Annotated in this window: 29 protein-coding genes and 1 tRNA gene; 6 read left to right on the top strand and 24 right to left on the bottom strand. The window is 76.4% G+C overall.

The features are described from left to right. Positions 1–5: 5 nt before the first annotated feature. From AB2L27_RS10230 to AB2L27_RS10215, 4 genes are all read left to right on the top strand, one after another. Positions 6–761, top strand: coding sequence for a bifunctional 5,10-methylenetetrahydrofolate dehydrogenase/5,10-methenyltetrahydrofolate cyclohydrolase (locus AB2L27_RS10230; protein WP_370441366.1), 756 nt, complete (start codon positions 6–8; stop codon positions 759–761). Beyond that, positions 761–1,381, top strand: a complete 621-nt coding sequence (gene folE / locus AB2L27_RS10225; RefSeq protein WP_370441365.1) for a GTP cyclohydrolase I FolE — start codon at positions 761–763, stop codon at positions 1,379–1,381. Before AB2L27_RS10230 ends, folE begins: the two co-directional genes overlap by 1 nt. Before the next feature lie 27 nt (positions 1,382–1,408). Continuing rightward, complete coding sequence (locus tag AB2L27_RS10220) at positions 1,409–2,230, top strand: NAD(P)-dependent oxidoreductase (protein ID WP_370441364.1); 822 nt, start codon at positions 1,409–1,411, stop codon at positions 2,228–2,230. A gap of 183 nt (positions 2,231–2,413) precedes the next feature. Further along, entirely contained in the window at positions 2,414–2,803 is a 390-nt protein-coding gene (locus AB2L27_RS10215) for a site-specific integrase (RefSeq protein WP_370441363.1), read from the top strand. Between the two features lie 351 nt (positions 2,804–3,154). Here AB2L27_RS10215 and AB2L27_RS10210 read toward each other — a convergent pair. The 24 genes from AB2L27_RS10210 to AB2L27_RS10095 form a co-directional block, all read right to left on the bottom strand. Continuing rightward, positions 3,155–3,228: transfer RNA gene (locus AB2L27_RS10210), tRNA-Pro, on the bottom strand. Between the two features lie 41 nt (positions 3,229–3,269). Continuing rightward, the gene (gene der / locus AB2L27_RS10205; protein WP_370441474.1) at positions 3,270–4,745 is read right to left on the bottom strand and encodes a ribosome biogenesis GTPase Der; all 1,476 of its coding nucleotides are present in this window, start codon (positions 4,743–4,745) and stop codon (positions 3,270–3,272) included. Between the two features lie 26 nt (positions 4,746–4,771). Then, on the bottom strand, positions 4,772–5,536 hold the full coding sequence (locus AB2L27_RS10200; RefSeq protein WP_370441362.1) for a lysophospholipid acyltransferase family protein: 765 nt from the start codon (positions 5,534–5,536) through the stop codon (positions 4,772–4,774). Then, on the bottom strand, positions 5,533–6,336 hold the full coding sequence (cmk, locus tag AB2L27_RS10195) for a (d)CMP kinase (RefSeq protein WP_370441361.1): 804 nt from the start codon (positions 6,334–6,336) through the stop codon (positions 5,533–5,535). The genes AB2L27_RS10200 and cmk overlap by 4 nt, the downstream gene beginning before the upstream one ends. Positions 6,337–6,383: 47 nt before the next feature. Next, the gene (locus AB2L27_RS10190; protein WP_370441360.1) at positions 6,384–7,496 is read right to left on the bottom strand and encodes a prephenate dehydrogenase; all 1,113 of its coding nucleotides are present in this window, start codon (positions 7,494–7,496) and stop codon (positions 6,384–6,386) included. Positions 7,497–7,517: 21 nt separating this feature from the next. After that, positions 7,518–7,880: a chorismate mutase gene (gene aroH, locus AB2L27_RS10185; RefSeq protein WP_370441359.1), complete on the bottom strand. Its 363-nt coding sequence runs from the start codon at positions 7,878–7,880 to the stop codon at positions 7,518–7,520. 59 nt (positions 7,881–7,939) lie between these two features. Then, a complete protein-coding gene (locus AB2L27_RS10180; RefSeq protein WP_370441358.1) occupies positions 7,940–8,944 on the bottom strand; it encodes a pseudouridine synthase in 1,005 nt (334 codons plus the stop codon). Continuing rightward, on the bottom strand, positions 8,941–9,678 hold the full coding sequence (scpB, locus tag AB2L27_RS10175; protein ID WP_370441357.1) for an SMC-Scp complex subunit ScpB: 738 nt from the start codon (positions 9,676–9,678) through the stop codon (positions 8,941–8,943). Before scpB ends, AB2L27_RS10180 begins: the two co-directional genes overlap by 4 nt. Beyond that, positions 9,675–10,580: a segregation and condensation protein A gene (locus AB2L27_RS10170; RefSeq protein WP_370441356.1), complete on the bottom strand. Its 906-nt coding sequence runs from the start codon at positions 10,578–10,580 to the stop codon at positions 9,675–9,677. Before AB2L27_RS10170 ends, scpB begins: the two co-directional genes overlap by 4 nt. 35 nt (positions 10,581–10,615) lie before the next feature. Then, a complete protein-coding gene (locus AB2L27_RS10165) occupies positions 10,616–11,563 on the bottom strand; it encodes a LysM peptidoglycan-binding domain-containing protein (RefSeq protein ID WP_370441355.1) in 948 nt (315 codons plus the stop codon). Then, positions 11,560–12,762 (bottom strand): hypothetical protein, encoded by a 1,203-nt coding sequence (locus tag AB2L27_RS10160; protein ID WP_370441354.1) that lies wholly within the window; start codon positions 12,760–12,762, stop codon positions 11,560–11,562. Before AB2L27_RS10160 ends, AB2L27_RS10165 begins: the two co-directional genes overlap by 4 nt. Beyond that, positions 12,762–13,373 carry a hypothetical protein gene (locus AB2L27_RS10155; protein WP_370441353.1) on the bottom strand — a complete coding sequence of 204 codons (612 nt, stop codon included), beginning with the start codon at positions 13,371–13,373 and terminating at the stop codon, positions 12,762–12,764. Before AB2L27_RS10155 ends, AB2L27_RS10160 begins: the two co-directional genes overlap by 1 nt. After that, positions 13,370–13,840, bottom strand: a complete 471-nt coding sequence (locus AB2L27_RS10150) for a pilus assembly protein TadG-related protein (RefSeq protein WP_370441352.1) — start codon at positions 13,838–13,840, stop codon at positions 13,370–13,372. The genes AB2L27_RS10155 and AB2L27_RS10150 overlap by 4 nt, the downstream gene beginning before the upstream one ends. Continuing rightward, positions 13,837–14,256, bottom strand: coding sequence for a TadE/TadG family type IV pilus assembly protein (locus tag AB2L27_RS10145; protein ID WP_370441351.1), 420 nt, complete (start codon positions 14,254–14,256; stop codon positions 13,837–13,839). Before AB2L27_RS10145 ends, AB2L27_RS10150 begins: the two co-directional genes overlap by 4 nt. After that, positions 14,253–14,705: a TadE/TadG family type IV pilus assembly protein gene (locus tag AB2L27_RS10140; RefSeq protein WP_370441350.1), complete on the bottom strand. Its 453-nt coding sequence runs from the start codon at positions 14,703–14,705 to the stop codon at positions 14,253–14,255. The genes AB2L27_RS10145 and AB2L27_RS10140 overlap by 4 nt, the downstream gene beginning before the upstream one ends. After that, positions 14,666–14,920 (bottom strand): hypothetical protein, encoded by a 255-nt coding sequence (locus AB2L27_RS10135; protein WP_370441349.1) that lies wholly within the window; start codon positions 14,918–14,920, stop codon positions 14,666–14,668. Before AB2L27_RS10135 ends, AB2L27_RS10140 begins: the two co-directional genes overlap by 40 nt. A gap of 57 nt (positions 14,921–14,977) precedes the next feature. Beyond that, a complete protein-coding gene (locus AB2L27_RS10130) occupies positions 14,978–15,940 on the bottom strand; it encodes a type II secretion system protein (protein WP_370441348.1) in 963 nt (320 codons plus the stop codon). Beyond that, the gene (locus AB2L27_RS10125; RefSeq protein WP_370441347.1) at positions 15,937–16,806 is read right to left on the bottom strand and encodes a type II secretion system F family protein; all 870 of its coding nucleotides are present in this window, start codon (positions 16,804–16,806) and stop codon (positions 15,937–15,939) included. Before AB2L27_RS10125 ends, AB2L27_RS10130 begins: the two co-directional genes overlap by 4 nt. Beyond that, positions 16,803–18,122 carry a CpaF family protein gene (locus tag AB2L27_RS10120; RefSeq protein ID WP_370441346.1) on the bottom strand — a complete coding sequence of 440 codons (1,320 nt, stop codon included), beginning with the start codon at positions 18,120–18,122 and terminating at the stop codon, positions 16,803–16,805. Before AB2L27_RS10120 ends, AB2L27_RS10125 begins: the two co-directional genes overlap by 4 nt. Beyond that, positions 18,119–18,913, bottom strand: coding sequence for a hypothetical protein (locus AB2L27_RS10115; protein ID WP_370441345.1), 795 nt, complete (start codon positions 18,911–18,913; stop codon positions 18,119–18,121). Before AB2L27_RS10115 ends, AB2L27_RS10120 begins: the two co-directional genes overlap by 4 nt. A gap of 11 nt (positions 18,914–18,924) precedes the next feature. Next, entirely contained in the window at positions 18,925–19,680 is a 756-nt protein-coding gene (locus AB2L27_RS10110) for an SAF domain-containing protein (protein WP_370441344.1), read from the bottom strand. Positions 19,681–19,823: 143 nt separating this feature from the next. Further along, complete coding sequence (locus tag AB2L27_RS10105; RefSeq protein WP_370441343.1) at positions 19,824–22,472, bottom strand: AMP-binding protein; 2,649 nt, start codon at positions 22,470–22,472, stop codon at positions 19,824–19,826. A 197-nt stretch (positions 22,473–22,669) separates the two neighbouring features. Further along, positions 22,670–23,485, bottom strand: a complete 816-nt coding sequence (locus tag AB2L27_RS10100; protein ID WP_370441473.1) for a ParA family protein — start codon at positions 23,483–23,485, stop codon at positions 22,670–22,672. Between the two features lie 310 nt (positions 23,486–23,795). Next, complete coding sequence (locus AB2L27_RS10095; protein ID WP_370441342.1) at positions 23,796–24,845, bottom strand: site-specific tyrosine recombinase XerD; 1,050 nt, start codon at positions 24,843–24,845, stop codon at positions 23,796–23,798. Positions 24,846–24,982: 137 nt separating this feature from the next. On the opposite strand from AB2L27_RS10095, the gene AB2L27_RS10090 reads away from it, so the two are divergent. After that, positions 24,983–25,528 (top strand): PAS domain-containing protein, encoded by a 546-nt coding sequence (locus AB2L27_RS10090; RefSeq protein ID WP_370441341.1) that lies wholly within the window; start codon positions 24,983–24,985, stop codon positions 25,526–25,528. Continuing rightward, positions 25,525–26,451 carry a methyl-accepting chemotaxis protein gene (locus tag AB2L27_RS10085; protein WP_370441340.1) on the top strand — a complete coding sequence of 309 codons (927 nt, stop codon included), beginning with the start codon at positions 25,525–25,527 and terminating at the stop codon, positions 26,449–26,451. Before AB2L27_RS10090 ends, AB2L27_RS10085 begins: the two co-directional genes overlap by 4 nt. Positions 26,452–26,455: the final 4 nt, after the last annotated feature.

Raw genomic sequence — 26,455 nt, 5'->3', positions numbered from 1 at the left:
TGGACGTGAGAGCCCGAGTCATCGACGGAGCAGCAGAGGCGCTGCGGGTGCGCGATGAGGTCGCGGCGGGGGTCACGGCGCTGACCGCGGAGGGTGGGCCCCCACCCGGTCTGGCCACCGTGCTGATCGGCGACGACCCCGCCTCGCAGGTGTACATCCGCAGCAAGCGCCGCGCGTGCACAGCGGCGGGCATGGTCGACCTGCACCAGCACCTGCCGGCCGACGTGAGCCAGGAGGCGGCCGCAGCCCTGCTCGACCGGCTCGCCGCCGACCCCGCCGTCTCGGGGATCCTGCTGCGACTGCCGGTGCCCGGGCACCTGGACGCCGAGGCCCTGCTCGGACGCATCCCGGCGGCCAAGGACGTCGACGGGCTCACCACCACCAACGCAGGCCTGCTCGCCCAGGGCCGGCCGATGGCCCAGCTGCTGCTGCAGCGGGACGCCACGGTCACGCCGTGCCACTCGCGCACCCGCGAACTGGCCGCGGTCTGCCGCCGCGCGGACGTCCTGGTGGTGGCCGCCGGCATCCCCCGCCTCATCGGTGCGGACGCCGTCAAGCCCGGCGCCGTGGTGGTGGACGTCGGCATGCACCGGGTGGACGGCGCCCTGGTGGGCGACGTCGACGCCGAGGCGGTCTCGGCATCCGCCGGTGCGCTGACACCCGTCCGGGGCGGCGTGGGACCCATGACGATCGCGCTGCTGCTGTCGAACACGCTCGACGCGGCCCGGGCCGTTCTCGGCGACGGGGTCAGCACCCGCTGATGACCGCCGACACCGCGACGATGCCGGTGGCGCGCCCGGCTGAGCTGTCGAGCCCCCTGCGCGCGGTGGACGTGCCGGCGGCGACCGAGGCCGCGCAGGCCTTCCTGCGCGCGCTCGGCGTGGACACCAGCGCTCCGGGGCTCGAGCGCACGGCCGAGCGGATGGCCCACGCCTACGCGGAGCTGTTCCGCGCCGAGCCGGTGACGCTGACCACCTTCCCCAACGACGAGGGGTACGACGAGGTGGTCCTGGCCCGGGGCATCCCGTTCCGCTCGGTGTGCGAGCACCACCTGCTGCCCTTCATGGGGGTCGCCCACGTGGGCTACCTGCCCGGGGCGCGCATCATCGGCCTTTCCAAGCTGGCCCGGGTGGTGGAGCACCTCTCGGCGCGTCCCCAGGTGCAGGAGCGGCTCACCGGCCAGGTGGCCCGGGTCATCGACGAGGAACTGCAACCGCAAGGGGTGGGCGTGGTCCTGGACGCGGAGCACCTGTGCATGTCGGTGCGCGGGGTTCGCGCGACGGGTGCGACCACCCGGACCTCGGCGATGCTCGGCCGGATGCGCTCGGACGCCCGCACACGCGCCGAGTTCCTCGCGCTGACCGGCGCCGGCGCGGCGTAGCCCGTGCCCGGGACGCAGACTGACCGCGTGGTGACGACGACCCCGGCTCAGAGTCCGTCCGACCGCGCGGCGCGCCGCATCGCGGTGCTCCACCCGGGGCGGATGGGGGCCGCGGTGGCGCGCGCCCTGCGGCTGGCCGGCCACGAGGTCGGCTGGGTGCCCGAGGGACGGTCCGAGGGGACCCGACGCCGGGCGCTGGAGGCCGGGCTGACCGCGGTGACCTCGGCCTCCGAGTTGGCGTCGTACGACGTGGTGGTCTCCCTGTGCCCACCGGACGCCGCGCTGGAGACGGCTCGCGGGCTGCACGGCTTCACCGGGCTCTACGTCGACGCCAACGCCGTCAGCCCCGACACGGCGCGGGCCGTGGCCTCGACGGTGCGGGACCGGGGCGCGGAGCACGTCGACGCCGCCGTCGTCGGCCCGCCCCCCGTCACGGCCGGGAGCACGCGGCTGTACCTGTCCGGGAGGCGGGCCACCGAGGTCGCCGGCCTGTTCGCGGACACGCCCGTGCAGCCCGTCGTGCTGGACGGCGACGATGTCGCGGCCTCCGCGCTGAAGATGGCCTACGCCGCGTGGACCAAGATCACTGCAGCGCTGCTGGTGGGTGTCGACGACACGGCGCGCGCCCTCGGCGTCGAGGAGGCGCTGCGCGCGGAGTGGGCGCTCTCCCAGCCGGAGCTCGCGTCCCGCCTCACGGCCGCCCGGGAGTCGGCCGTGACCAAGGGGTGGCGCTGGACCGGTGAGATGCACGAGATCGGCCGCACCCTGTCGGCGGCCGGCACACCGACCGGCTTCGCCGACGGGGCCGCCGAGGTCTTCGCCCGCTGGCCGCGGCCGCAGGAGGGATGAGCGTTCTCCACGTGTGCCGACGACCGTCACGGAGACGTGTCCGTCTCCCCGTCTGCCGGGGATTGCTCGACGACGAGATCGATCCGCTCACGTCCGAACTCACGTCTCGACAGCATCATCGCCACGAACCGCTGGACGTCGTCGGGCGCGTCGTCGCGCTGCCGCCGCACGTCCGGCACGTGCGTGACCGGTTTCGCCCGTCGGGCCCGTGTCCGCGTCATGCTCGCGACGGGTCTCCACGGGGGCGAGACCCTCGGCCTGCACTGGGCCGACGTCGACCTCGAGGCCCGGCAGCTGCGGGTCCGGTGGACGTCGCCCCGCACCAGCGCCGGCTTGACCCTCGGCGACCCCACGACGGAGTGGTCGCGCCGGACCTTCCCCCTGCCCACCGCCGCCGCCGACGCCCTCAGGGCGCAGCGCAAGATGCAGCTCCTCGACCGTCTCGCTGCCGGGCCCCTGTGGAAGGAGACCGACCTCGTCTTCGCGTCCGAGGTCGGTACCGGCTTGGAGCCGCGCAACGTCCTGCGCCGGTGGGTGAGTCCCCTGGAGTGGTGCAACTCGGCCTCAGCCTGACCGGTCTCGGCGTGTCCGAGACGCAGGCGAGGCCACCGCGTGAAGCTCTGCGAGTAACCGCCAAGCAACTCGTGGAAGAAGGATCACCGCGATGGCCCTCGAGGACCAGTCTGCCCTGGGGGTACCGCCCGCTTGCGGGGGAACGTGTTCTTGGACGCGACGTACTGCAAGGCCCCCATCAGCGGGCGCGTGGTGTCCCAGGCCCGAGAGGCAGCCGACCTGCTGGACCAGGCCATGGACCGGTGACCAAGGAAGCAACCGGTTCGCCGGTGCTGTCCTGCTTGCTGTCACAACGACTGAGCGGGTGCCCACCCGAAGGTAGACACCCGCTCTGACCTGCGCGAACGCCGGTCGGGCTGACAGGATTTGAACCTGCGACCCCTTGACCCCCAGTCAAGTGCGCTACCAAGCTGCGCCACAGCCCGAATCGACCCGCCCTTGCGTGCGAGCCGGGTAGAACCTTACCTCATCGTTTGCGCTTCTCCCGCACCCGCACGCTCAGCTCGATCGGGGAGCCGACGAAGCCGAACTCCTCGCGCAGCCTGCGCTCGATGAACCGGCGGTACCCGGCCTCGAGGAACCCGCTGGCGAAGACGACGAAGCGCGGGGGCCGGGTGGAGGCCTGGGTGCCGAAGAGGATGCGCGGCTGCTTGCCCCCGCGCACCGGGTGCGGGTGCGCGGCGACGATCGAGCCGAGGAAGGCGTTGAGGCGGCCGGTGGGGATGCGCGTCTCCCAGGACTCCAGCGCCGTGTCGATCGCCGGGACGAGCTTGTCCATGTGCCGGCCCGTCTGCGCCGAGACGTTCACCCGCGGGGCCCAGGGGATCTGGACGAGCTCCTTCTCGATCTCGCGCTCGAGGTAGTGCCGGCGCTCCTCGTCGGTGAGGTCCCACTTGTTGTACGCCACGACGAGCGCGCGACCGGACTCCACCACGGTGGAGATGATCCGGATGTCCTGCTCGGCGATGGGCACGCTGGCGTCGACGAGCACCACGGCGACCTCGGCCTTCTCCAGCGCCGTCTGCGTGCGCAGCGAGGCGTAGAAGTCCGCGCCCTTGGTGAGGTGGACGCGGCGGCGGATGCCGGCGGTGTCCACGAAGCGCCAGGTGCGCCCGCCGAGCTCGATGAGCTCGTCGACCGGGTCGCGGGTCGTGCCGGCCGTGGGGTGCACGACCACCCGCTCGGACCCGGCGAGCTGGTTGAGCATCGAGCTCTTGCCGACGTTCGGACGGCCCAACAGCGCCACCCGACGCGGGCCGCCCTCGTGGGTGTAGCCGCCACCGACGGCCGAGACCGCGGGCAGCACCTCCACCGCGGCGTCGAGGACGTCGCCGGTGCCGCGCCCGTGCAGGGCCGAGACGGGGTACGGCTCCCCCAGGCCCAGGGACCACAGCTGCGTGGCGTCGGCCTCCTGGCGGGGACCGTCGACCTTGTTGGCCACCAGCACGACCGGGCGGCCCGAGCGGCGCAGCAGCCGGACGACCCGCTCGTCGCTGGCGGTGGCGCCGACGGTGGCGTCGACGACGAACAGGACGGCGTCGGCCAGCTCGATGGCCAGTTCGGCCTGGTCGGCCACGGCGAGGTTCAGGCCCTCGGCCTTGGCCTCCCACCCGCCGGTGTCGACGAGGGTGAAGTCGCGCCCGGCCCAGTTCGCCGGGTAGGCCACGCGGTCGCGGGTGACACCGGGGACGTCCTCCACGACGGCCTCGCGCCGGCCGATGATGCGGTTGACGAGCGTCGACTTGCCGACGTTCGGGCGGCCGACGACGGCCAGCACGGGCAGCGGCCCGGCCGGTTCGTCCTCCTCCAGCGGCAGGCCGTCGGCGTCGAGGAGGGCGACGTCCTCCTCGGACAGGTCGTACTCGTCGAGGCCGACGCGCAGCGCCTGCCCGACGTTCTCGTCCACGTTCTCGTCCACGTTCTCGTCGGCCGTGGTCTCGATGGGTTCCTGCGGTTCGTCGGTGGGGGTCACCGGGTGCCTCCTGGCACGTCGTCGGACGCCATCTCGCCGAGCCCGAGCTCGTCGGCGGCGTCGTCATCGGGGAGTTGGATACCGGTGCGCTGCAGAGAGTCCAGCACGTGACCGGAGAGCTTGACGCGGACCTGCTCCACGGCGGCGGCCAGCGCGACCCGGCCGGGGACGCCGGGTTCCTTGACCACCGCGAAGGGTTCGCCGAAGCAGAACGTCAGCCGGCGCCGCACGGGCGGCACCGACCGGCGGGGTTCGCCGGGCAGGTGCGCGCCCAGACACGCGACGGGCACGACGGGGGCGCCGGACTGCAGCGCGATCCAGGCGATGCCCGAGCGCACGCTCGCCGCGTCGCCCCGCCCGCGGGTGCCCTCGGGGAAGACGCCCGCGGCACCGCCGGCCGCCAGGACGGCGAGCACGGACTGCAGCGCGTCCCGGTCACCGCGGGTGCGGTCGATCGGGATCTGCCCGGCCTGCAGCAGCGCCCAGCCCACGAACCGGTTGAGCGGGGAGCCGGTGAACATCTCGCTCTTGACGAGGAAGTGCGCCGGGCGCGGGGTCACCCCGAACAGCAGCGGCCCGTCCATGATCGAGGCGTGGTTGGCGGCGAACAGGACCGGGCCGGTGCGCGGCACGTTCTCCGCGCCCAGGACGCGGGAGTTCCACACGCCGTGCGCGAACAGCTTGCCGACCCCGCGGGTCCAGGCGAAGGGTTCCCCCGGCAGCGACCCGCCGGAGGGGGCGCGGTGGGGACGCAGGGTCACGCCCGGCCTCCCGTCCCGCCGGCGCGCACCCGGCGCTCGACGACGTCGAGGACGGCCGCGACCGTCCCGTCGAAGTCCAGCGCCGTGGAGTCCACGGTCACCACGCCGTCGGCGGCCGTCGTGAAGGCCGTGGTCCGCGAGTCCACGCGGTCGCGCTCGACGATCCCGCGGCGGGTGGCCGCCAGCGCCTCGGAGTCCGCGGTCCCGAGGTCCTGCTGGGCGCGGCGCGCCAGGCGGACGGACTCCTCGGCCGTCAGCAGGACCCGCACGTCGGCGTCGGGGGCGACGACGGTCGTGATGTCCCGGCCCTCGGCGACGATCCCGGGCTCGCGGCCCGGTTCGGGTGCGACGCAGGCGGCCTCGATGAGGGTGCGCTGGCGCAGCACGAGGTCCTGGCGGACCGCGGGCACGGCCGCGACCGCGCTGACGTTCGCGGTCACCCGCGCCGTGCGGACGGCCTCGGTCAGGTCCACCTCGGCGCCCTCGACGACGGCGGCCACGGTCGGGGCCTGCGGGTCGGTGCCCACCACGAGCGGGACGGTCCGCACGTGCGCCGCGACGGCCTCGGCGTCGGACAGGTCGACCCCGGCCTCCAGCACCGCCCACGTGACGGCGCGGTACATGGCCCCGGTGTCCAGGAAGGCCACGCCCAGCGCCGCGGCCGCGGCCCGGCTGACGCTCGACTTGCCGCTGCCGGAGGGCCCGTCGACGGCGACGACGAGCGCGGTGCTCACCACGGACACCTCCTGCTCGGCGGTCGGGGACGCGAGGGGACCACGGGCGGCGGGGGTGGAGGACACCGGACGAGGTTAGTCGACACCGGGCCCGCCGCCCGAACCGGAGAGGGTCAGTGCGGGACGGTCCACCCGCGCGCCCGCAGCGCCTCCGTCAGCGGGTCCGCGGACGCGGGCAGGACGTCGATGCTCGCGAGCGCGACGGCCTGCCCCTCGGAGTGCTCCAGGCGCAGGTCCTCCAGGTTCACCCCCGCCCGCCCCACGTCGGTCAGCAGCGCGGCCAGGGCCCCGGGACGGTCGGGCACGACGACGACGACCGTGCGGTAGAGGGTCGGGGCGCTGCCGTGCTTGCCGGGGATCCGGTCGCGGCCGGCGCCGCCGTCGGCGATCACCCGGGCCAAGCGGGCGCGGGCCCCCGGCGCGACCGGGTCCTGCGCCAGGGCGCGCAGCGCCCCGATGACGTCGTCGAGGTCGGCGCGCAGGGCCTCGAGGACGTCCGCGACGGGGGCGGCGTTGCCGGCGAGGATCTGCGCCCACAGCGTGGGGTCGCTGGCGGCGATGCGGGTCACGTCGCGCAACCCCTGACCGGCCAGGCCCACCGCCGGTTCGGCCGCCTCCCGCAACCGCGCGGCGACGAGGCTGGCGGCGACCTGCGGGGCGTGCGAGACGAGGGCGACGGCCTCGTCGTGCTCGTGGGCGGGCATCGTCACCGGGACCGCGCCGCAGTCGGCGGCGAGGTCGTGGACCGCCTGCCGCGCCGCCGGTCCGGTCACCTCGGTGGCGGCGATGACCCAGGGCCGGCCGGCGAACAGGTCGGTGCGCGCGGCCACGGCCCCCGAACGCTCGCGCCCCGCCATGGGGTGCGAGCCGACGTAGCGGGTCAGGTCCGCGCCCCGCGCGCGCAGCGCGGCCAGCGGGCCGCCCTTGACGCTGGCGACGTCAGTGACCACGGCCCGGGGGGAGCGGGCGAGCTCCTCGGCCACGACGTCGGCGACCACGTCCGGCGGGCAGGCCACGAGCACGAGGGCGGGGTCGTCGCCGGGGCCGGCGAACCGGCCGGCCCCGAGGTCGCGGGCCAGGGCCACCGCCGTCGGGGACGGGTCGGCCAGGACGACGTCGACCCCCCGCAGGGTCAGCGCCAGGGCCGCGGACGTGCCGAGCAGCCCCGTGCCCACGACGCGGACGGTGCCGGTCGTGCGGGCGGGGGCCGCGGCGTCGAGGGTCACTGGTCGGGGTCCCGTCGAGGACTACTGCGCGATGTCGCGGCGCAGGGCCTGGGCCCCGTTGAGGTAGACGTGGCGGACCTGGGCGCGCGTGCGCGTGGTCTCGACGTGGGCCATGAGGCGGATGACCCGCGGCATGGACCCCTCGATCTCCAGCTCCCGCGCGCACATGAGCGGGACGTCGCCCATGCCGAGCTCGCGCGCGGCGACGGCGGGGAACTCCGAGACCAGGTCGGCCGTGGAGGTGAAGATCACGCTGATGAAGTCGTCCAGGCTCAGCTCGTTGGCGCTGATGACCTCCGCGACGAGGTCCCGGGTGCGCGCCAGCACCTCCTCGCGCTCGTCGACGTCGACCTGCACCGCACCACGGACCGCCCTCACCGACACGCGCGGAAGGGTACCGACCACGGGCTCGCCCGTGGTCCCCGAGGTGGTCCCCGGCGTGGTCACAGCCCCGCGACCGACATGAGCTGCTGGACCTCACCGCGCGTCAGGCGCCGGTTCTTGCCGGGCTTGAGGTCACCCAGGACGATCGGGCCCATCTGCACGCGGACCAGCTTCAGGACGGGGTAGCCCTCGGCCTCCAGGAGGCGGCGCACGACGTGCTTGCGGCCCTCGTGCAGCACGACCTCGACCAGGGCGTACCCCGGCTTGGAGTCCACGAGCTTGAAGGAGTCGACCGAGACGGGGCCGTCCTCCAGCTCGATCCCGGCGCGCAGGTTGCGGCCCAGCTCGCGCTTGACGGGCCCGCGCACCTCGGCGAGGTAGGTCTTCTGCACCCCGAAGGAGGGGTGCTGCAGGCGGTGGGTGAGCGCCCCGTCGTTCGTCAGCAGGATGAGGCCCTCGGTGTCCAGGTCGAGGCGGCCGACGTGGAACAGGCGCTGCTCGCGCGGGCCGACCATGTCGGCCAGGTTCAGCCGGTCCTGCTCGTCGTACATCGTCGACACCACGCCCTTGGGCTTGTTGACCATGATGTAGACGAGCTCGTCGTCGATGCTGAAGCGCATCCCGTCGACGTGCACGACCTGGCGCGTGGGGTCGATGCGGACGCCGAGCTCGGTGACGACCTCACCGTCGACGGTGACCCGCCCGGCCGCGATCATCTCCTCGCAGGCGCGGCGCGACCCGGCCCCGGCCTGGGCCAGCACCTTCTGCAGGCGCACGCCCTCGGGGTCGTGGACGTCGGCGCCCGGACGCCGCACCGGCGCCGGACCCCGGCGCGGCGGCTGCGGGGCGGGGGCGATCTTGTCGGTCATCCGCTGCGCGGCCCCGCGACGGTTCGCCGCACCGCCGGTGCGGGGCTTGCCGCCCTGAGTCGTGCCACCGGCCTTGCCGCCCGCCTTGCCACCGGTCTTTCCGCCGCTCTGAGGACCCTTGCCGCGGCCCGTCGCGGGGCGCTGGGGGCGGCCCTGCCCTCGGCCGCCGCCTCCGCGGGGTGCCTGCGGGCTCATGACTGGTCCTCCTGCTGCCGGGGTTCTGGGTCGTCGTGCTGGGGTGGTGCATCGCTGGACGTGGCGTCCGCCGACCCTCCATCATCCCCCACCGCGGCGGCCGGTCCGACCACCTGCTCGGGCACGGGCTCGGCCAGCACCTCGACGGGCTCGAGGTCCTCCAGCGACACCTCCTCGGGCAGGAACGGCGCCAGCGGCGGCAGGTCGTCGAGGCTGTCCAGCCCCATCCGCTGCACGAACTCCTCCGTCGTCCGGTACAGCGTGGCCCCGGAGGTCGCCTCGACTCCCGCCTCGGTCACGAGCCCGCGGGTCAGCAGCGTGCGCATGACCCCGTCGACGCTGACCCCCCGCACCGCCGAGACCCGGGCGCGGCTGACCGGCTGGCGGTAGGCGACGATCGCCAGGGTCTCCAGCGCGGCCTGGGTCAGCTTCGCCGTCTGGCCGTCCAGCAGGAACGCCTCGACCACGTCGGCGTGCTCGGCCCGGGAGTACATCCGCCACCCGCCGGACACCTCGCGCAGCTCGAAACCCCGGCCCTGCTCGGCGTACTCCCCCGCCAGCTCGCGCAGGAGCAGGTCGACCTCGTCGGGCTGCTCCCCGGTCGCGCGCGCCAGGGCGGGCACCGCGACGGGTTCGTCGGCGACCATGAGCACGGCCTCGATCGCGGCCCGCACGCGGCGGCCGGCGTCCTCCCCGACCGCGGTCCCGTCGGTCCTCTGCGTGACGTCGGTCACGACGTGCTCCCCTCCTGGCCCGTTCCCTCGAACTCGTCCAGACCGGACGGCGCCGCCGCCGCCCCGGCCCCCCGGTTCGCCTCGGCGTCCGGGTCCCACCGCACCGTCAGCGTCCCCAGCGCCTCGGGTTGTTCCAGCCGCACGCGGCGCTCGCGGAACAGTTCCAGCACCGCGAGGAACCGGGCGACGACGACCAGGGTCCCCAGCTCACCCTCCCCGGCGTCGGCCACGAGCTCGGAGAACGTGGCGGTCCCGGTGCGCCGCAATCGGTCGATCACGAGCACGGCCTGCTCGCGGATGCTCACCGCACTGCTGTGCAGGTGGTCGAGCCCCACGACGGGGACGGGTTTCGGGGTGAGCGCACGGGCCGCGACGGCGGCGAACTGCTCGGGGCTGACGGTCAGGACGAGTTCGGGCAGCAGCTTCTCGAAGTGCGGTTCCAGCGCGACGGCGCGCGGGACCCGCCGGGAGGACTCGGCGAACCGGTCGCCGAGCAGGGCCGCGACCTGCTTGTAGGCGCGGTACTGCAGCAACCGGGCGAACAGCAGGTCCCGCGCCTCCAGCAGGGCCAGGTCCTCGGCGTCCTCGACCTCGGCGGCCGGCAGCAGCCGCGCCGCCTTGAGGTCGAGCAGGGTCGCGGCCACCAGCAGGAACTCGCTGGCCTCGTCGAGGTCCCAGTCGGCGCCGCCGTCCGCCGCAGCCCGCTGGGCGGCGCGGATGTGGGCGATGAACTCGTCGGTCACCCTCGCCAGCGCGACCTCGGTGACGTCGAGCTGGTGCTTGGTGATGAGACCGAGCAGCAGGTCGAAGGGGCCGGTGAAGTTCGGCAGCGAGACGGTGAACCCGCGGCGGCCGGTCAGCGGGTCGACGTCCGCTGCGGGGCTCGGGGCGGGGGCGCTCACGCGCCCACGGTAGCGACCGCCGGGGACGGCGGCCCTCATGCGCCGGGCGGAGACGGGGTGTCGGGCACCGCGCCGGGCTCCGCGACGAGCACCGCGTCGGCCGGCAGCAGCAGCTCCCAGCCGGGCCGGACGAGGTCGGCGTCCACCAGGCGCGAGCCGTCGGCCTGGACGCGGTCGTGGTTGAGCTCGAAGACCTCCCGGTAGCGCAGGGGGTCGCCCAGGGTCCGCTGCGCGATGTCCCACAGGCAGTCGTGGTGGCGGCCCCGGGGCGGCTGGACGACGTAGGTGACGAGCCCGGCCCCCGCCGGCCCGGCGGCGGCCGGGGGCGCCGGGCCCCAGGCGGGGTCCGGGGCGCCGGGGACCGCGTCCGCGGGGGCCTGGGGGATCCGGGGGACCTCCGGCGCCCCGGGCGCCGTCCGGGCGGGCCCGGCCTCCTGGCCCCCGGGCCAGCCCGGGTCCGCCGTCCGCGGCACGGTCCCCGGCGTCGTGGCCGTAGCCGTGGCCGTGGCCGCGGGGGCCGGGACGACCGCCGCCGCGGCCGGGGCGGCCGCGGGGACGCCCCCGGCCGCGACGAGGAGCACCGCGGCCACGAGCCGGCGGGCCAGGAGCCGCGTCGGGGTGCTCAGGCCCGAGCGCGCGGCGGGGGCACCGGTGGCCCAGGCGTGCAGCTCGGCGACGACGCAGACCGCGAAGTGCAGCCACAGCAGCCACAGGACGACGGCGAGGACGTCCAGCAGGGCGGTCGTGGACAGTTCCGCGTCCAGCCACCCGCGCTGCGGCGCACCGGTGGGCAGCGGGTTCCCCACGACGAGGGCCAGCGCCCACGGCAGGCCGAGGAGGACGGCCAGCAGGACGGCGCCGGCGGCGGCCCCGCGCAGCAGTTCCCCGGCCCGCTCGCCGCGGCTCAGCGCGGCCCGCGGCAACCGGTCGGGGCGGCGGTCCGCGCCGGCGGCGGGTCCTCGCCCGGGGGTGGTCGGGGTCACGGGGTTCCCTCCGCGCGGACGGGGCTGAACGGGACGACGAGGGTCTGGACCTCGGTGACGCGCAGGTCCACGCGCACGGAACGGCGGACCTCGCGCAGCAGGTCCCACGTGGCGCCGTCGTCGGCGCTGGCCTCGATGCGCCACGTCTGGGTCCCGGAGACGGCGTAGGTGTCCGGGGTGTCCCCGGTCCCGGCCGCCGAGGTGCGGGCGTACCGGAACGAGCAGACGTCCGGCCCGGTGCGCTCCCCCTCCCCCGCCCGCAGTTCCCGCCCGGGTCCGGTGCACGTGGCGGGCCGCCTTCCGGGTTCCCCCGGCTGGACCTCCAGGGAGGTGAGGACGCCACGCATCCGGCTGCGGCCCAGCGCGATCGTGGGCGCGGAGGCGGCGACGGCCGAGAACGCGACGGTCTGCCCGATGCGCGGGGTGCGCGAGGGCGTGGTGCGCAGGGTTCCCTCCACGATGCCGCCGCGGGCCTCGGCACGGGTCAGGTACCGCCGCTGCCCGGTCGTGAGTTCCCACCAGAACCTCGGCCGTTGCGGGTCGCTGCGCAGGAAGGCCACGGTCGAGGTGAGCAGGGTCGTGTCCCAGGCCGGGGCCAGGGTCCGCGCGTCCGGTGCCGGGCTCAGGCACACGCGCAGGAACCGCTCGGGCAGCTCGACGGGCGGTGGTGGCGGTGGCGGGGGTTGCACCGGGGGCAGGGGCGCCGGTCCCCCGCCCGGTGCTCCCGCGGGAGTTCCCTCCGGGGTTTCCCCTGGGGTGTCGCCAGGAGTTCCGTCTGGGGTTTCCGCGAGAGTTTCCGCGGGGGTTTCCACGGGGATCCCGGCCGGTTCCGGTGCCGGGGTGGGGACCACGGGCGGCGGCGCCGTCGGGACGGGTCCGAGGTCGACGGGACGCGCGTCGGCCGGGGTGAGGTCGTGCTCGCTGCCGGCGGGCAGCAGCCAGCACCCCGGCACCGGGGCACCCGCGAGGAGTTCGGCGTAGCTGCGCGCGGTTCCCCCACCGGCGCAGCGCATGCCGTACGCGCCCGCGGCGCTGGACCACAACGCGCACGACCCCGCCGTGCCGTGGACGTCGCCACCGGCCGAGCGCGCCCGCGCGGCCCCGGCCTCGGCCGCGTGCGCGGCCCCCGGTGCGGTCAGGGCCGCGACCACGACGAGCGGGGCCACGAGGAGGGCCGCGAGGACGGCGGGGGGCCGCATCAGAACCGCTCCACGACGACGTCGGCGGCCGAGCAGGTCCCGCCGTCGGTGGTGAGGTCGTCCAGCAGCCACCGTCCGTCGCTGCGGACCACGGCGGCCGTCGCGGTGGCGAAGTGCGGGGTGTTCACCGGGGTCCCGGTGGCGGCGTCGACCTGCCAGCCGCGGTCCTGCAGGCACAGGCGCAGCTCCACGCGGTCGGGCCCGGCGGCCTGCTGCCCGAGGACCCCGGAGGGGTAGGGGCCGGGCATCCGGTCGCCGAGGTTCGCCGCGAGCAGCGGCAGCGCCCACTCCCGCGCGGCCGGGGTGAGGGTCGCCGTGAACCCCGGGACCCGCGCGGGGTCGGCGGTGCCGGCGTTGACGGCGAGCGCCTGCTGCCGCAGGTGCTCCCGGACCGCCTCGACCGGCCCGGGAGACGTGGCGGTCACCGCCGGCGTGGGCGGGACGGGCCCGGGTGGGGTCGCGGTGGGCGGGACCACGGCGGTGGGGGGACCCACCGCGGTGGGTGGGGCCAGAGCGGCGGGCTGCCCGCACCCGGCCAGGGCGAGCGCGGTGAGCCCCAGCAGGGCCGGGCGCAGGGCCGGGTGCGGGGTCTGGGGACGGACGCGGATCACCGGGCGTCCTCCTCTCGGGTTCCTTCGAAGGGGCGGGCGCTGCCGTCGCCGGCGGCCCGCAGTTCGCGGACGCCGACGATCCCCAGCAGCGAGGCGGGCAGGACGAGCTCGACGTGGGTGCGCACGACCGTCCGGCGCCCCGACGGGTCCCCCACCGCCGTCGTGCCGCGGAAGCAGGACGCGGGGTCGACGACGGGTGCACCCGAGGCGGCGACCGCGGCGCAGTAGGCGGTGACGCGCGCGGCCACCTGCTCCTGGGGCAGCAACCGCAGGTCGGGGGCGTCGAGGTCGACGGCCGCCGCGCCCGCACGGGCGGCCTCCTCGGCGTAGGCCACGGCGCGGGCCCGGGCGCTGAGCTGCCGGCTCGCGTCGAGGACGAGCCCGGCCAGGAGCAGCAGGACGAGGGCCAGGACGGGCACGGCCGGGGCGATCGAGCCCTCCTCGTCCCGGCCGCGCAGAACCCTCACGACAGCTCCCGGTTGGGGTCCAGGGGTGAGGAGAACGCGCTGGTGACCGTCAGGCGCCCCGGCACCCCGGGCACCCCGAGGTCGCCGACGGGCACGGTGCAGCGCGCGGTGACCGTCACCGGGCGGCCCGCGGTGAACTCCGGCAGCGGCTCGACGACGAGGGAGTCCGCGCACGCCCCGGGCCCCACCGCGGCGTGCACGACGGCGGCGGCCCGCTGCTGCGCCTCGGCCGCCGACCGGGACGTCGTGGCGGCGCGGGCCGCGTCGCGCACGCCCGCGTCGAGACTCGCCCCGGCCGCGGTGAACCGGGCGCAGACCAGCAGGAACGCGACGAGCAGCAGCAGGGCGGGGGCCAGGAGCGTGAACTCCAGGGCGATCGACCCCTCCTCCGCGCGCCGGCCACGGATCCCGGTCACCGGGCACCCGCGAAGCGTTCGACGGTGCCGGAGGCGCGCTGGGTCGTGCGCAGGTCCAGGCCGGGGACCAGGCTCACGACGCGGCCGCTGACGGCGACGGTGACGCGGTCGCGGGTCCAGGCCGTCGTAGCCCGCGGTTCCAGCAGCGACTCGCGGCCCACGGTGACGGCGAACTGCTCGACGTGGGCGCGCACGACCGGATCGGCCGCCGCGGCGAACTGCTCGTCGGGCAGGACCCGCAACTGCGCCACGCCCTCGCGGGCGGCGGCCAGCGCCACCGACCGGCCGTAGGCCCACAACCCGATCTGGACGCCGGAGAACACCAGGAGCAGGAACACGGGCGCGATGAACGCCATCTCCAGCGCGGCCGACCCGCGGTCGCAGTCCCCGCGCGCACCGGCGCCGGGCATCACGTGGCGCAGGAACCGCCGACCGCGACGGTCGCGCACGTCTGCAGGTCCCGGCTCCTGTCCTGCACGATCTTGTAGACCGCACCCCCGATGAGCGAGGCGGCCACCACGACGACGGCCGCGATGACGGCCCACTCCAGGGCCGAGGCCCCGCAGTCGCGTCCGGTCGCCGCGGCCCGGCGGGCACGGGTCAGCAGGAACGCCAGGACGGCCGGCGGGCGTCGCGGCGAAGGGTTCGGGGTCGTGCGGGACATGCGTCTCTCCTCCGGAGGGTCGGGTGGAACGGGTCGGGTCGGGGCGCCGGACCGGGGTCATGCGCTGGCCAGCAGGTCGTGCACGGCGGGGAAGGCCAGGAACACCATGAACGCGGTGCACAGGACGAGCTGGGCCACGAGCATCGACTGCGACCTCTCCCCGGCCTCGCCCTCCACCTCGGCCATGTCCTTGCGGCGCACCGTGGCCGCCCGCGCCGCGAGGGAGGCGCGGATCGTGGCGCCGTCGTCGGCGGCCAGGGTCAGCGCACCGGCGAGGTCGGCCAGCTCGGGCACGTCGAGCTCGGCGCCCAGGTCCCCCAGCGCCTGCCAGGGCGTGCCACCGGCCAGCCGGGCACCGGTGAGGGCCTGGCGGATGCGGACCAGCGCCCAGTAGTCGCTGACGCAGGCCGAGCCGAGCAGCGCCTCGGGCAGCCCGCGCCCCCCGGCGAGGTTCATCGCCACGAGGTCGCAGAACACCCCCACGACGCGGCGCAGGTCCCGGCGGCGGCGGGTCGCCTCCCCGCGCAGGGCCAGGTCGGGGGCGAGGAAACCGGCCACGCCGAGCAGCAGCGCGAGCGCCAGCGGGACCCCGCCGGGCAGCGGGACCCCCCAGGCGCGCAGGACGACCCAGCACACCGGGACGAGCAGCAGCAGGAGCAGGCCGGCGAGGAGCTTGGTGGCCAGGAACTCCCCCGTGCCGCGCCCCAGGACGGCCAGGTCGGCCCGGGTCCGCCGCAGCCGCCAGCCGCGGTCGGCGGCCAGCACCTCCAGGCGGTCCCCGAGCCGGGCCACCGTCCGGCCCAGCACGGCCGGCAGGCCGAGGACCCCGCGGTCGGGGGCCGTCGCGGCGGCGGCCTCGGCCGCGGACAGCACCCGGCGGTGGGCGCGGCGCTGGGCCCGGTCCCACCGGGCGATGCGGGCCCCCAGCGACTCGCGCGCCGGGACCAGGGCCGCGGTCAGGACGAGCAGACCCGCCCCGGTGAGGGCTCCCGTGGCCAGGGCGGCCTGGACCTCGCTCACCGGGGCACCCCCCGCACGGCGAGGAACCGGTCGTGCGGGTCGAGGCGGGCCAGCCGGCGCAGCCAGGCCAGACCGGCCAGGAGCAGCGCGGCCACCACGACGAGCACGAGCTGGCCGGTGAACGAGCCGTAGGGGGCGACGTAGTCCCGGTTGAACACGGCCAGCAGACCCATGACGCCCAGGACGATGAGCAGCACGATCTGGACGCTGCGGCGGATGCTGCGCCGGCCGGCCTCGATGCGGCGGCGGACGTCGAGCTCCTCGCGGGTGGAGGCCGCGAGCGCGCTCAGCACGTCGCGCAGGCCCGGCCCGCGCAGTCGCGCGTTGAGGACGAGGGCCGCCACGACGACGTCGGCGCCGGGGTCGTCGACGTCGTCGGCGAAGCGCAGCAGCGCCTCGGGGAGGGGTTCGCGGACGCGCAGGCGGTCGACGAGCAGGTTCAGCGCCGGCCGCAGCGCCGGGGCCGACGTGGCGGCGGTGGCCGGGATCGCCTGCTCCAGGCCGGTGGCGCCGGCGATGGTGTCGCGCAACGACTCCGTCCACGTGGCGAGCGCCTCGATGCGGGCGGTGCCGCGCTGCTCGGCGGCGCTGCCGCCGAGCAGGCGGTGCCAGCCGGCGACGAGGAGCCCGACGCCCACGCCGGCGACGACCCAGCGGGTCAGGACGAGGGCGAGCACACCGGCCCCGGCGGCGAGGGCCAGCCGCCGCCCCGAGGTCCCCCACCGGCGCGCGGGCCGGGCGCTGGGCCCGCCGGCCCGCCCGCGCAGGCCGACGACGGTGAGCAGGACGCCGGCACCGGCGAACGTCGTGGCGAGGGCGACGAGGAGCTCGGGCGCCGGGGCCACCGTCGCGGACGGCCCGCTCACGACGCCCACTCCAGGGCCGGGGCGACGTAGCCGGCCGCGGCGAGGTCCTCGGCGCGCTGCAGGGGGGCGTGCGCGCGGGCCGTGCCGTCGGGGCCGGCGAGGAAGACCTCGGAGCTGAGGACCCGGCCGTCGACCCCGGTCACCTCGCGCACGCTGGCCACGACGCGGCGCAGCCCGCCGCCGAGGTGGTGGGTGTTCTGCTTGTGCAGGAACACGACGAAGTCGACCGCCCCGGCGACGAGCAGGTGGGTGGCCTCCACGGGCAGGCGTTCGGCCGCCTGCAGCGCGTAGGTCGCGATCCGGTTGAACACCTCCGCGGAGGAGTTCGCGTGGATCGTCGACAGCGAGCCGTCGTTGCCCTGGCTCATGGCGTTGAGCATGGTGACGATCTCGTCGCCGAGGACCTCCCCGACGATGACGCGGCTGGGGTTCATGCGCAGGGACCGGCGCACGAGGTCGGCCATCGTCACCGCCCCCTGCCCCTCGGAGTTCGGCAGCCGTTCCTCGAAGGCGACGGTGTTGGGGTGCCCGGGCTGGGCGTCCAGGCCGAGTTCGAGGGCGCGTTCGACGGTGATGAGGCGTTCGTGCGGGCCGATCTCGGCCGCCAGCGCCCGCAGCAGCGTCGTCTTCCCCGAGTTCGTCGACCCGGCGATCATGATGTTCTTGCGGGCGCGGACGGCGGCGCGCAGGAACCGCGCGAGGTCGTCGGTCATCGTCCCGGAGGCCACGAGATCGGTGAGGGTGGCGCTGGCGAGCCGCGCGCGGCGGATGCTCAGGGCCGGGCGGCGGCACACGCCCATGACGGCCGACAGGCGCGAGCCGTCGGGCAGCCGCAGGTCCAGCTGCGGGTTCGCCGCGTCGAAGGGGCGGCTGGCCAGGCCCACGGTCCCGGCCAGGACCTGCACCAGTTCCACGAGGTCCTCGTCGGACTCGGCGACGGGGTCGTGCAGTTCCTCGCGGCCGTCGGCGTAGCTGACGAAGACGCGGTCGCACCCGTTGACGTCCACGTTCTCCACGTCGGGGTCCTCCAGCAGCGGTTGCAGCCGGCCCACGCCGAACAGCGCGGCCCCGACGGCGGCGGCCACGGCCTCCTCCTCGTGCGGGGTGAGCGGTTCGCGCCCGGCGGCCAGTTCGGCCCGGGCGTGGTCCTCCAGGACCTGCACGACGAGCGAGCGCGCGAACTGGCGCTCGTCGGCCGGTGACAGCGGCGCCCGGCCGGCGGCGTCCTCGCGGCGGCGGAAGGCGGTGAGCCGGTCGGCCACGGCCCGCCGGACGTGGCGGACGAGGTCGTGGTCGGGGCGGTGCCGGGCGCTCACGCGGCGCTCCGCGGTGCGGGGTGGACGGCGCGTCCTGCGAGCGCGGTGACGAGGACGCGGCCGGCCCGCACGAGCGCCGTGCGCTCGGGGCGCGCCACGGGCGTGCCGGTGAAGACGGCCGCCCCGGTGCGGTCGTGCGGGAGCCGGCCGAGGTCCTCGACCCACGGCTGCGCGGCGCGCAGCACCTCCACGGCGCCGGCGGCGTCGCGACCGCGGCCGGCGCCGTCCCCGACGACGACCACGCCGGTGCGGGGCAGCAGACCGTCGCGGCGGCGCAGGGCGGTGCCGAGCAGGCGCAGCCGGTCCCGGGCGTGCAGGACCGCGGCGGCGTCGGCGCGCACGAGCAGGACGACGCGGTCGCTGGCGCGCAGCAGGTCCAGGTGCACCGGCGCGGCCCCGACCCGGCCGGCGTCGAGGAGGACGTCGGTGCCCTCCTGCCCGGGGCCGGCGCCCAGGTCCTCCACGGCGGCGGTCAGCGCCGCCCAGCCCCGTCCGCCGGCGGCCGCCTGCTGCGGGCCCGTCAGCCCCAGGACGACGCGGCTGCCGCCGGCGACGGGCTGGGCCTGGTCGAGGACCGCGGCGGCGTCCAGGCCGCGGCGCGCGGCGGTGAGCAGCGGCAGCAGTCCGCGGCCGGTGTCCAGGGGCGCACCGTCGGCGGCGCTGAGGCGGGCCGCGACGTCACCGCCGGCGGGGTCGGCCTCCAGCAGGAGCGCGGGCCGGGGCCACAGCGCCGCCGCGAGCAGCGCGGTCGTCGTCACGCCCGGGGATCCCTTGGCGGACAGGAAGGTCACCACGGCCACGGTCAGCTCCCGGCCAGGTCGACGGCGGGGGTGGTCGCCCCGGCGAGGCGGACGAGGGCGACCTGCCCGGCCGCGGCCGCGGTCACGACGGCGGCGGCGTCGGCCTCGGGGACCAGCAGCGAGACGTCGCCGGCCCCGGAGGTCGCGCTCACGTCGCCGGGACCGGTCACCGGGCCGGCGGGGGTCGCGCCGCCGACGACGCGGGCGGCCTCGAGCAGGACCGTCCCGGCGGGCTGGCCGCTGACCGTGGTGGCCCCGTCGGCCGCGACGAGGTAGGCGCGCACGACGTCACCGGCGAGGAGCGGGGCGGTGGGCCGCTGCTCGGCTCGCACCACGACACCGACGACGGCCGCTCCCGCGGGCACCGTGCCACCGGCGAGGAACATCGTCCGGTTGAGCAGGGTGTCGGCGGGGATGCGGGTCGTGGCGTGGGTGCCGACGAAGGCGTCCAGGGCACCGGCCGGCACGAGCGCGGCCCCGTCGGCGGCGACGCGCGCGGTGCGCAGGTCCTCGGCCCGGACGAGCTGACCGGGCGCGATGTCGGTGCGCGCGACGAGGACGTCGACGCGCTCGCCGGTGCGGTGCACCACGACCGCGCTGGCCAGGGCCCCGGCGACGACGAGGACGAGACCGAACGCCGTGAGCACCGGCCGGCGCTCCCGGACCGGTCCGGGCAGCCGGGGGCCGGCCGGGGCGGCGGGGGTCCCCGGCGCGAGGGGGACCGGCCCGCGCGGGAGCGAGGGGGAGGCGGTGGGCATGGCCTCGACGGTGCCAGCGCGGTCCCGGCCGCCGGTGGCGTTCCGCGGGCGGTTACGCCGTCCGGAACGGCCCGATCACCCGGCCAGCGGACCTGGTGACGACGCTGCGTGCACGGGCCGTTCCCGTGCGCGGTGCGGGCCGCTCACCGGTCGGTGAGTTCCCCCGGCACCACCGGCGACCGGTCGGCGCCCGCGCCCGCGATCTCGCGCGAGACCAGCGCGGCGAGAGCCTCGACCCGGGGTTCGCGCAGGATCGACATGTGCTCCCCGGGCACCGGGACGACGTCGAAGCTGCCGGACAGGTGCGGGGCCCACCGGGCGCGCGCGGACGCGTCGACGTCGTCGGCGGCCACGACGACGAGGGTGCGGCCGGGGTAGACGTCCGTCGTGTACCGGCGCTGCACGACGTTGCCCTGGCGGAAGAACCGCACATAGTGCCCCAGACCAGCGTGGGCCTTGATGCCCGTCAGGGCCAGCGACAGGGCCTCCTTGGCCTTGGCCCGCAGGCCGGGGTGGCGCACCACGGGCATGAGCGCGGGGTTCGGGGGGAAGGAGTCCAGGACCGCGAGCAGGTCGACGTCCTCACCGGCCCGCCGCAGCTGCTGGGCCATCTCCAGGGCGATCAGACCGCCCAGGGAGTGCCCGGCGAGCCGGTAGGGACCCTGCGGTTGCTGCTCGCGCACCGTGGCCACGTTCCGGCGCGCCATCCGCCGCACCGACCAGTCCGGCAGGGCGCGGTTCTCCAACCCGTTGGCCTGCAGCCCCAGCACGGGGAAACCCGGGGCCAGCCGCCGGGCGAACGTGCGCAGGGCCAGGGCGGCCCCGCCGGCACCGGCGACGACGAACAGCGGCCGGCCCCCGCCCTCGGTGCGCAGGGGGACGAGCGTGGGGCGCGCGCTGCGGTTGCGCGCCCGCACGGCCGCCGCGAAGGAGGCCACGGTGGGGGCGTTCGCCACGAGGGAGGTGCCGCCGGCGGTGCTGACCCCGCCGGCCCCCAGCGCCTCGATGCGGCTGACGAGGGCCTCGGCGGCCAGGGAGTCCCCGCCGAGTTCGAAGAAGTCGTCGTGGACGGACAGGTCCGGCAGTTCCAGGACGGCGCAGAACTGCTCGTGGACGATCTGCTCCCAGCTCGAGCGCGGCGCCTCGAACGGGGCGCTGCTGCGCGGGGGTTCGGGCAGTCGCGAGCGGTCGAGCTTGCCGCGTTCGGTGCGGGGCAAGGCCTCGAGGAACACGACGTGCTCGGGGACCATGTGCGCGGGCAGGTGCGCGCGCACGACGGCGCGCACGGCCGAGGCCTGCGGGCGCGACCCCTCGGGCACGACGTAGGCCACCAGGCCGGTCCGTCCCGTGCGGGGGTTCACCCGTCCCACGACGAGGGCCTCGCGCACGTCGGGCTGGGCGAACAGCAGCGCGTCGATCTCACCGGGTTCGACGAGCAGCCCGCGGACCTTGACGCTGTGGTCGCTGCGGCCCAGCAGCCGCAGGCAGCCGTCCGGGCCCAGCGTGCCGACGTCGCTGGTGCGGAACGTGCGGGAACCGTCGGGGTTGTCGGTGAACACCTCGGCGGTCTTGCCCGGGTCGCGCCAGTAGCGGGCGCCCAGCCACCGGGAGGTCAGCACGACCCGGCCGGTGCCGGTGTCGGCCAGGGAGCCGTCCTCCCGCTGGACCTGCAGGCGTGCGCCGGGCACGGCCCGGCCCACCGGCGTGGCCCCCTCGGGCGCCTCGTCCTGCCCGCCGATGGCGTGCTCGGTCATGAGCCACGTCTCGGTGGACCCGTAGCGGTTGCGCAGCACGCAGTCCGGGCCGACGACCCGGCGGACGGCGGCGAGCTCGGCGCCGTGCACCGTCTCCCCGGCCATCGTGACGGTCTTCAGCCCGGGGAGGTGGCCCTGCGCGCCCAGGGCCGTCACGACGCCGCGCAGGATGGCCGGGGAGGCCAGCAGGACGTCGGCGTCGACCTCGCCCAGGAACCCGGGCAGCTCGGTGACCGGGCGGCGGCGGGGGTCGAACAGCTCCAGGCGCGAGCCGGCGAGCAGCCCGGCCAGGGTCGGGGTCGTGCCGGCGCTGAAGGCCATCGGCAGCAGGTGCGCCACGACGCTGCCGGCGGGGTAGGCGCCGGTGGCCTCGGCGTTGACCCAGGTGTCGTGCAGGATCGAGCGGTGGTCGCAGGCGACGCCCTTGGGCCGCCCGGTCGACCCGGAGGTGTAGACGATGACGGCGACGTCGTCGGGGGCGGCCGTCCGGGTCAGCAGGGCCGCGGCGGCGGTGCGGGGGTCGCAGCCGGGGTCTGAGGGGTCGGAGGAGTCGGAGGAGTCGGAGGGATCGGCGCCGACGTGGGAGTCGGGGTCGACGACGGCGCGCGCGACCCGGCCGGCGGTGACGCGGCGCTCGGCGTCGGTGACGACCAGGTCCGCCCCGGCCGCCTCGACGTAGTGGCGCAGCCGGGGGGCCGGGGTGGTGGGGTCCAGGACGACGACGGGGTGCCCGGAGGCGATCACGCCGACGACGGCCGCCACGGCGCCCGCGTCGTGCCCGCGCAGCACCCCGACGGGCACCTCCTGCGGGTCCCGGCCGTCGGCCCGGTGGTGCTCCAGGACGGCGGCGCGGACCAGGGCCGCGCGCCGCAGCAGACCGGCACCGGTCAGCCGCGTCCCGGGGTCGGCCACGACGACCTGCCCGGCGCGGGCCAGCGCGACCTCGACGATGCGCGGGAGGAGCCACCCCTGCGCGTGCTCCTCGGAGAACCTCGTGAACCCTGCGCCCACGAGGTCCGTCCCGGCGTTCTCCCCCACGGGTGGCCCCCTCCCCGACCGGCCTGAGGGGCCGGTCTCGACGGCCGCACCCTAGCCCGTGAGCACCGTCTGCGGCGCCCGGCCGGGGGACGTCGGCCCGGTCGGGACTGACCGGGGGAGCTTTCCGTCACCGACCGTCCCGTGAGTTCCACGGGGAGCCATTGTGGAACCCGGAAACCCTTACGCCGCGGGAGGTTTCAGGCCGCGTCCCCGCGGGCGACGAGTTCGCGCGCGAGCTGGCGGTAGGCCTCGGCTCCCGGGTGGTTCCCGGCGTAGGAGGTGATGGGTTCGGCCGCGACGGTGGCGTCGGGGAACTTCACCGTCCGGCCGATGACCGTGTGGAACACGTCGTCCCCGAACGCGTCCACGACCCGGGTCACGACCTCCCGGCTGTGCAGGGTCCGGCCGTCGAACATCGTGGCGAGGATGCCGTCGATCTCCAGGCCGGGGTTCAGCCGCTCCTGCACCTTCTCGATCGTCTCCACCAGCAGCGCCACCCCGCGCAGGGCGAAGAACTCGCACTCCAGCGGGATGAGGACACCGTGGGAGGCGGTGAGCGCGTTGACCGTCAGCAGCCCCAGGGAGGGCTGGCAGTCGATGAGCACGACGTCGTAGTCGTTCAGGGCCGGTCGCAGCGCCCGGGCCAGGACGCTCTCGCGGGCCACCTCACCGACGAGCTGGACCTCCGCGGCGGACAGGTCGATGTTGGCCGGCAGCAGGTCCAGGCCCGCCACGGCGGTCTCGCGGATGACCTCGCGCACGTCGGTCCCGCGCTCCATGAGGAGCTGGTAGACCGTCTTGTCCAGCTCGTGGGGGTTGACGCCCAGCCCGGCGGACAGGGCGCCCTGGGGGTCGAAGTCGACGAGCAGCACCCGGCGGCCGTACTCCGCGAGCGCCGCCCCCAGGTTGATCGTCGTCGTCGTCTTGCCGACGCCGCCCTTCTGGTTGCACATCGAGATGACGCGGGCCGGCCCGTGGTGCTCCAGCGGGGCGGGCACGGGGAAGGTCGGCACCGGCCGCCCGGTCGGCCCGTTCCCCGGTGCGGCCTGCGCCTCGGTCTGCGCCTCGGTCTGCGCCTCGGTCTGCGCCTCGGTCGCGGTCTGCGCCGGGGGGCGGGCCGGGGCGCTCGCCGGGCCGGGCGCGGGCCGGTCCGTGCCCGGCTGCCCCGGCTGCTGCGCCCGCTCGCGGAAGGCGTCGACACCGGGCCCGAAGACGGAGGGCCCGGGGGCGTGCGGCGCGGCGGGGGCGGACGGCGGGAACTCGCTGGTCACGGGAGGTGGCACTTCCTCGGGCGGTCGCAGGGACGGACGGTCTGGCGTGACCTTAGCCCTCGCCGCGCGCCGGTGGTGCTGACGGGGCGGCCCCGGCGGGGCCGGTGAGCAGGGCACGGGGGTGGGTCTCGGCGTGGACCTCGCGCAGGTTGTCCGCCGTGACGAGCGTGTACACCTGGGTGGTGGCCACCGAGGCGTGGCCCAGCAGCTCCTGCACGACCCGCACGTCGGCCCCCCCGCGCAGCAGGTGGGTCGCGAAGGAGTGCCGCAGCGTGTGCGGTGAGACGGTCCGGGCGATCCCGGCCCGCCCGGCGGCGTTCTGCAGGACCGCCCAGGCGCTCTGGCGCGACAGCCGTGCCCCGCGGGTGTTGAGGAACAGCGCGGGCGTCCCGCGGCCCTGGGCGGCCAGGTGGGGCCGGGACCGGACGACGTAGCGCTCCAGGGCCGCCTGCGCGTAGGACCCGACGGGCACCACCCGCTCCTTGGACCCCTTGCCGCGCAACCGGACGACCCCCGTCTCCCCCAGCACCTCCGGGGAGACGTCGTCGACGTCGAGGCCGACGGCCTCGCTGATGCGCGCCCCGCAGCCGTACAGCAGCTCCAGCAGCGCGCGGTCGCGCAGCGGCAGGACCGCCTGCGGTCCCTCCCCGCCGAGGCCGGCAGTCTCCAGCAGGCGCTCGACCTCCGGCACGCTCAGCGCCGAGGGCAGCCGCCGGGGCGGGGTGGGCGGGCGGACGAGGACGGCGGGGTCGGCCGGGCTGCGCCCCTCGGCGTGCAGGAAGCGGTGCCAGCCGCGGACCGCCGAGGCCGCGCGGGCCGCCGAGCTGGCCGTGAGCACCGCCCCGCCGTCCTCACCGGTGCGCAGGGCCACGACGAAGGCGCTGACCGCGGCCTCGTCGACCTCCCCGGGGGCGCTGACCCCCCGCGCGGTGAGGAACCGCACGTAGCGGGCCAGGTCGCGCCGGTAGGCCCCCAGGGTGTTCTCCGACAGGCCCCGCTCGACGTGCAGGTGCCCCAGGTAGTCGCGCACCGCGCGCTGCAGCGCGGCCGGCTCCTCACCCGGGGGCGGGACCGGCCGCGCGTCGAGGGAGGCGGCGCACACGCGTCGACCCTAGGGGACCGGCCCCCCGCGTCGGGGCACCCACGCGGAGCAACCCCGTGGAGCAACCGCGCACCGGTCGGGTCCGGGGTCGTGACGGTCCGCTCAAGGCGTTCCCCCGTTCGGCCGATGACCGCAGCATGCGTGCATCCAGAACCGCGCCCACGGGGGTCGAGCGCCGCTTCGGTGACGACGAGCTCATCGTCACCAAGACGGACCCGCGGGGGGTCATCACCTACGCCAACGAGGTCTTCCTGCGCGTCTCGGCGCTGACCGAGGAGGAGGTCGTGGGCCGCCCGCACAACATCATCCGGCACCCGGGGATGCCCCGCGGGATCTTCGACCTGCTGTGGGAGACCCTGCGCGGGGGCAGCGAGATGTTCGCCTACGTGGTCAACCTGGCCGCCGACGGCGCGCACTACTGGGTGCTGGCGCACGTGACCCCGAGCGTGGACGCGCAGGGCACCTTGCTGGGCTACCACTCCAACCGGCGCGTGCCCGACCCGGCCGCCGTGGCCGCGGTGCGCCGCCTCTACGACGACCTGCTGGCCGTGGAGGCCCAGCACTCCCGCCCCGCCGACGCCGTCGCGGCCTCCCGGGCCGCCCTGTCCGCCCAGCTGGCCGCCGCCGGCCGGACCTACGAGGAGTTCGTGTGGTCGCTGACCCCCGAGGGAGCCGCCGCGTGAAGCTGCGATCCCTCTTCCCCGCCCCGCCGACCGGCGCGGGCGAGCACCACGAGGTCCTGCGGGCCCTCGTCGAGGTCGCCAGCCGCGCCGCGGCCGGGGACCTGGAGGCGCGTGTGCCGCACCTGGGGGACGACGAGCTGCTCGTGGAGCTGCGCCGCGCCTTCAACCACCAGCTCGACATGACCGACGCGTTCGTGCGCGATTCCTCCGCGACCCTGGAGGCGGCCAGCGAGGGCCGCTTCCACCGCCGCTTCCTGCTCGGGGGCACCCGGGGCGCGTTCCGGCACGGCGCCCGGGTCATCGACGCCGCCCGCCGGGCCAGCGCCACCGCCGGCGCCGAGCTGGACCAGGCCACCGCGGCGCGGCTCGCCCTGGCCGACGAGCTGGAGTGCACCGTCCTGTCCGCCTCCGAGCAGGTCAGCGCGGGAGCCACCAGCGCCGGCTCGGGGGCGGTCGAACTCGCCGGGACGGCGCGCGAGGCCGTCACCGAGGTCCAGCGCGCCGTGGCGACGGTGGAGTCCCTGCGGGCGGCCTCGGCCCGCATCGAGGAGGCCGTCCAGCTCATCGAGAAGGTCGCCGCCCAGACCCGGCTGCTCTCGCTCAACGCGACCATCGAGGCCGAGCGCGCCGGGGAGGCCGGCCGCGGGTTCGCCGTCGTCGCCGAGGAGGTCAAGAGCCTGGCCGAGCAGGCCGCGCAGTCCAACGCCGTCATCGCGGCGCAGGTGGCCGCGAGCATGCAGGCCACCGAGGAGGCCGTCGCCGTCATCGAGGGCGTCGCCCGGCGCATCGAGGGGATGGACGCCCAGGTCGGCGCGATCTCCGACGCCGTCTCCGGCGGTTACGGCTCCGTGGGCCTGTCGGAGGTCGCCGGCCTCCTGCAGCAGCAGGTGACCGGCTTCGTCGCGACCGTGCGGGGTTCCTGACCCC

Source organism: Kineococcus halophytocola (assembly GCF_041276425.1).
Lineage (GTDB): Bacteria > Actinomycetota > Actinomycetes > Actinomycetales > Kineococcaceae > Kineococcus > Kineococcus halophytocola.
This window is presented reverse-complemented; position numbering and strand designations above follow the sequence as displayed.

What these genes read in the sequence shown, in the direction of transcription:
- folE (WP_370441365.1), top strand. Translation starts at nt 761, where the DNA reads ATGACCGCCGACACCGCGACGATGCCGGTGGCGCGCCCGGCTGAGCTG.
- AB2L27_RS10180 (WP_370441358.1), bottom strand. Translation starts at nt 8,944, where the DNA reads ATGAGCCCGCAGGCACCCCGCGGAGGCGGCGGCCGAGGGCAGGGCCGC.
- AB2L27_RS10160 (WP_370441354.1), bottom strand. Translation starts at nt 12,762, where the DNA reads ATGCGGCCCCCCGCCGTCCTCGCGGCCCTCCTCGTGGCCCCGCTCGTC.
- AB2L27_RS10135 (WP_370441349.1), bottom strand. Translation starts at nt 14,920, where the DNA reads ATGTCCCGCACGACCCCGAACCCTTCGCCGCGACGCCCGCCGGCCGTC.
- AB2L27_RS10110 (WP_370441344.1), bottom strand. Translation starts at nt 19,680, where the DNA reads ATGCCCACCGCCTCCCCCTCGCTCCCGCGCGGGCCGGTCCCCCTCGCG.
- AB2L27_RS10090 (WP_370441341.1), top strand. Translation starts at nt 24,983, where the DNA reads ATGCGTGCATCCAGAACCGCGCCCACGGGGGTCGAGCGCCGCTTCGGT.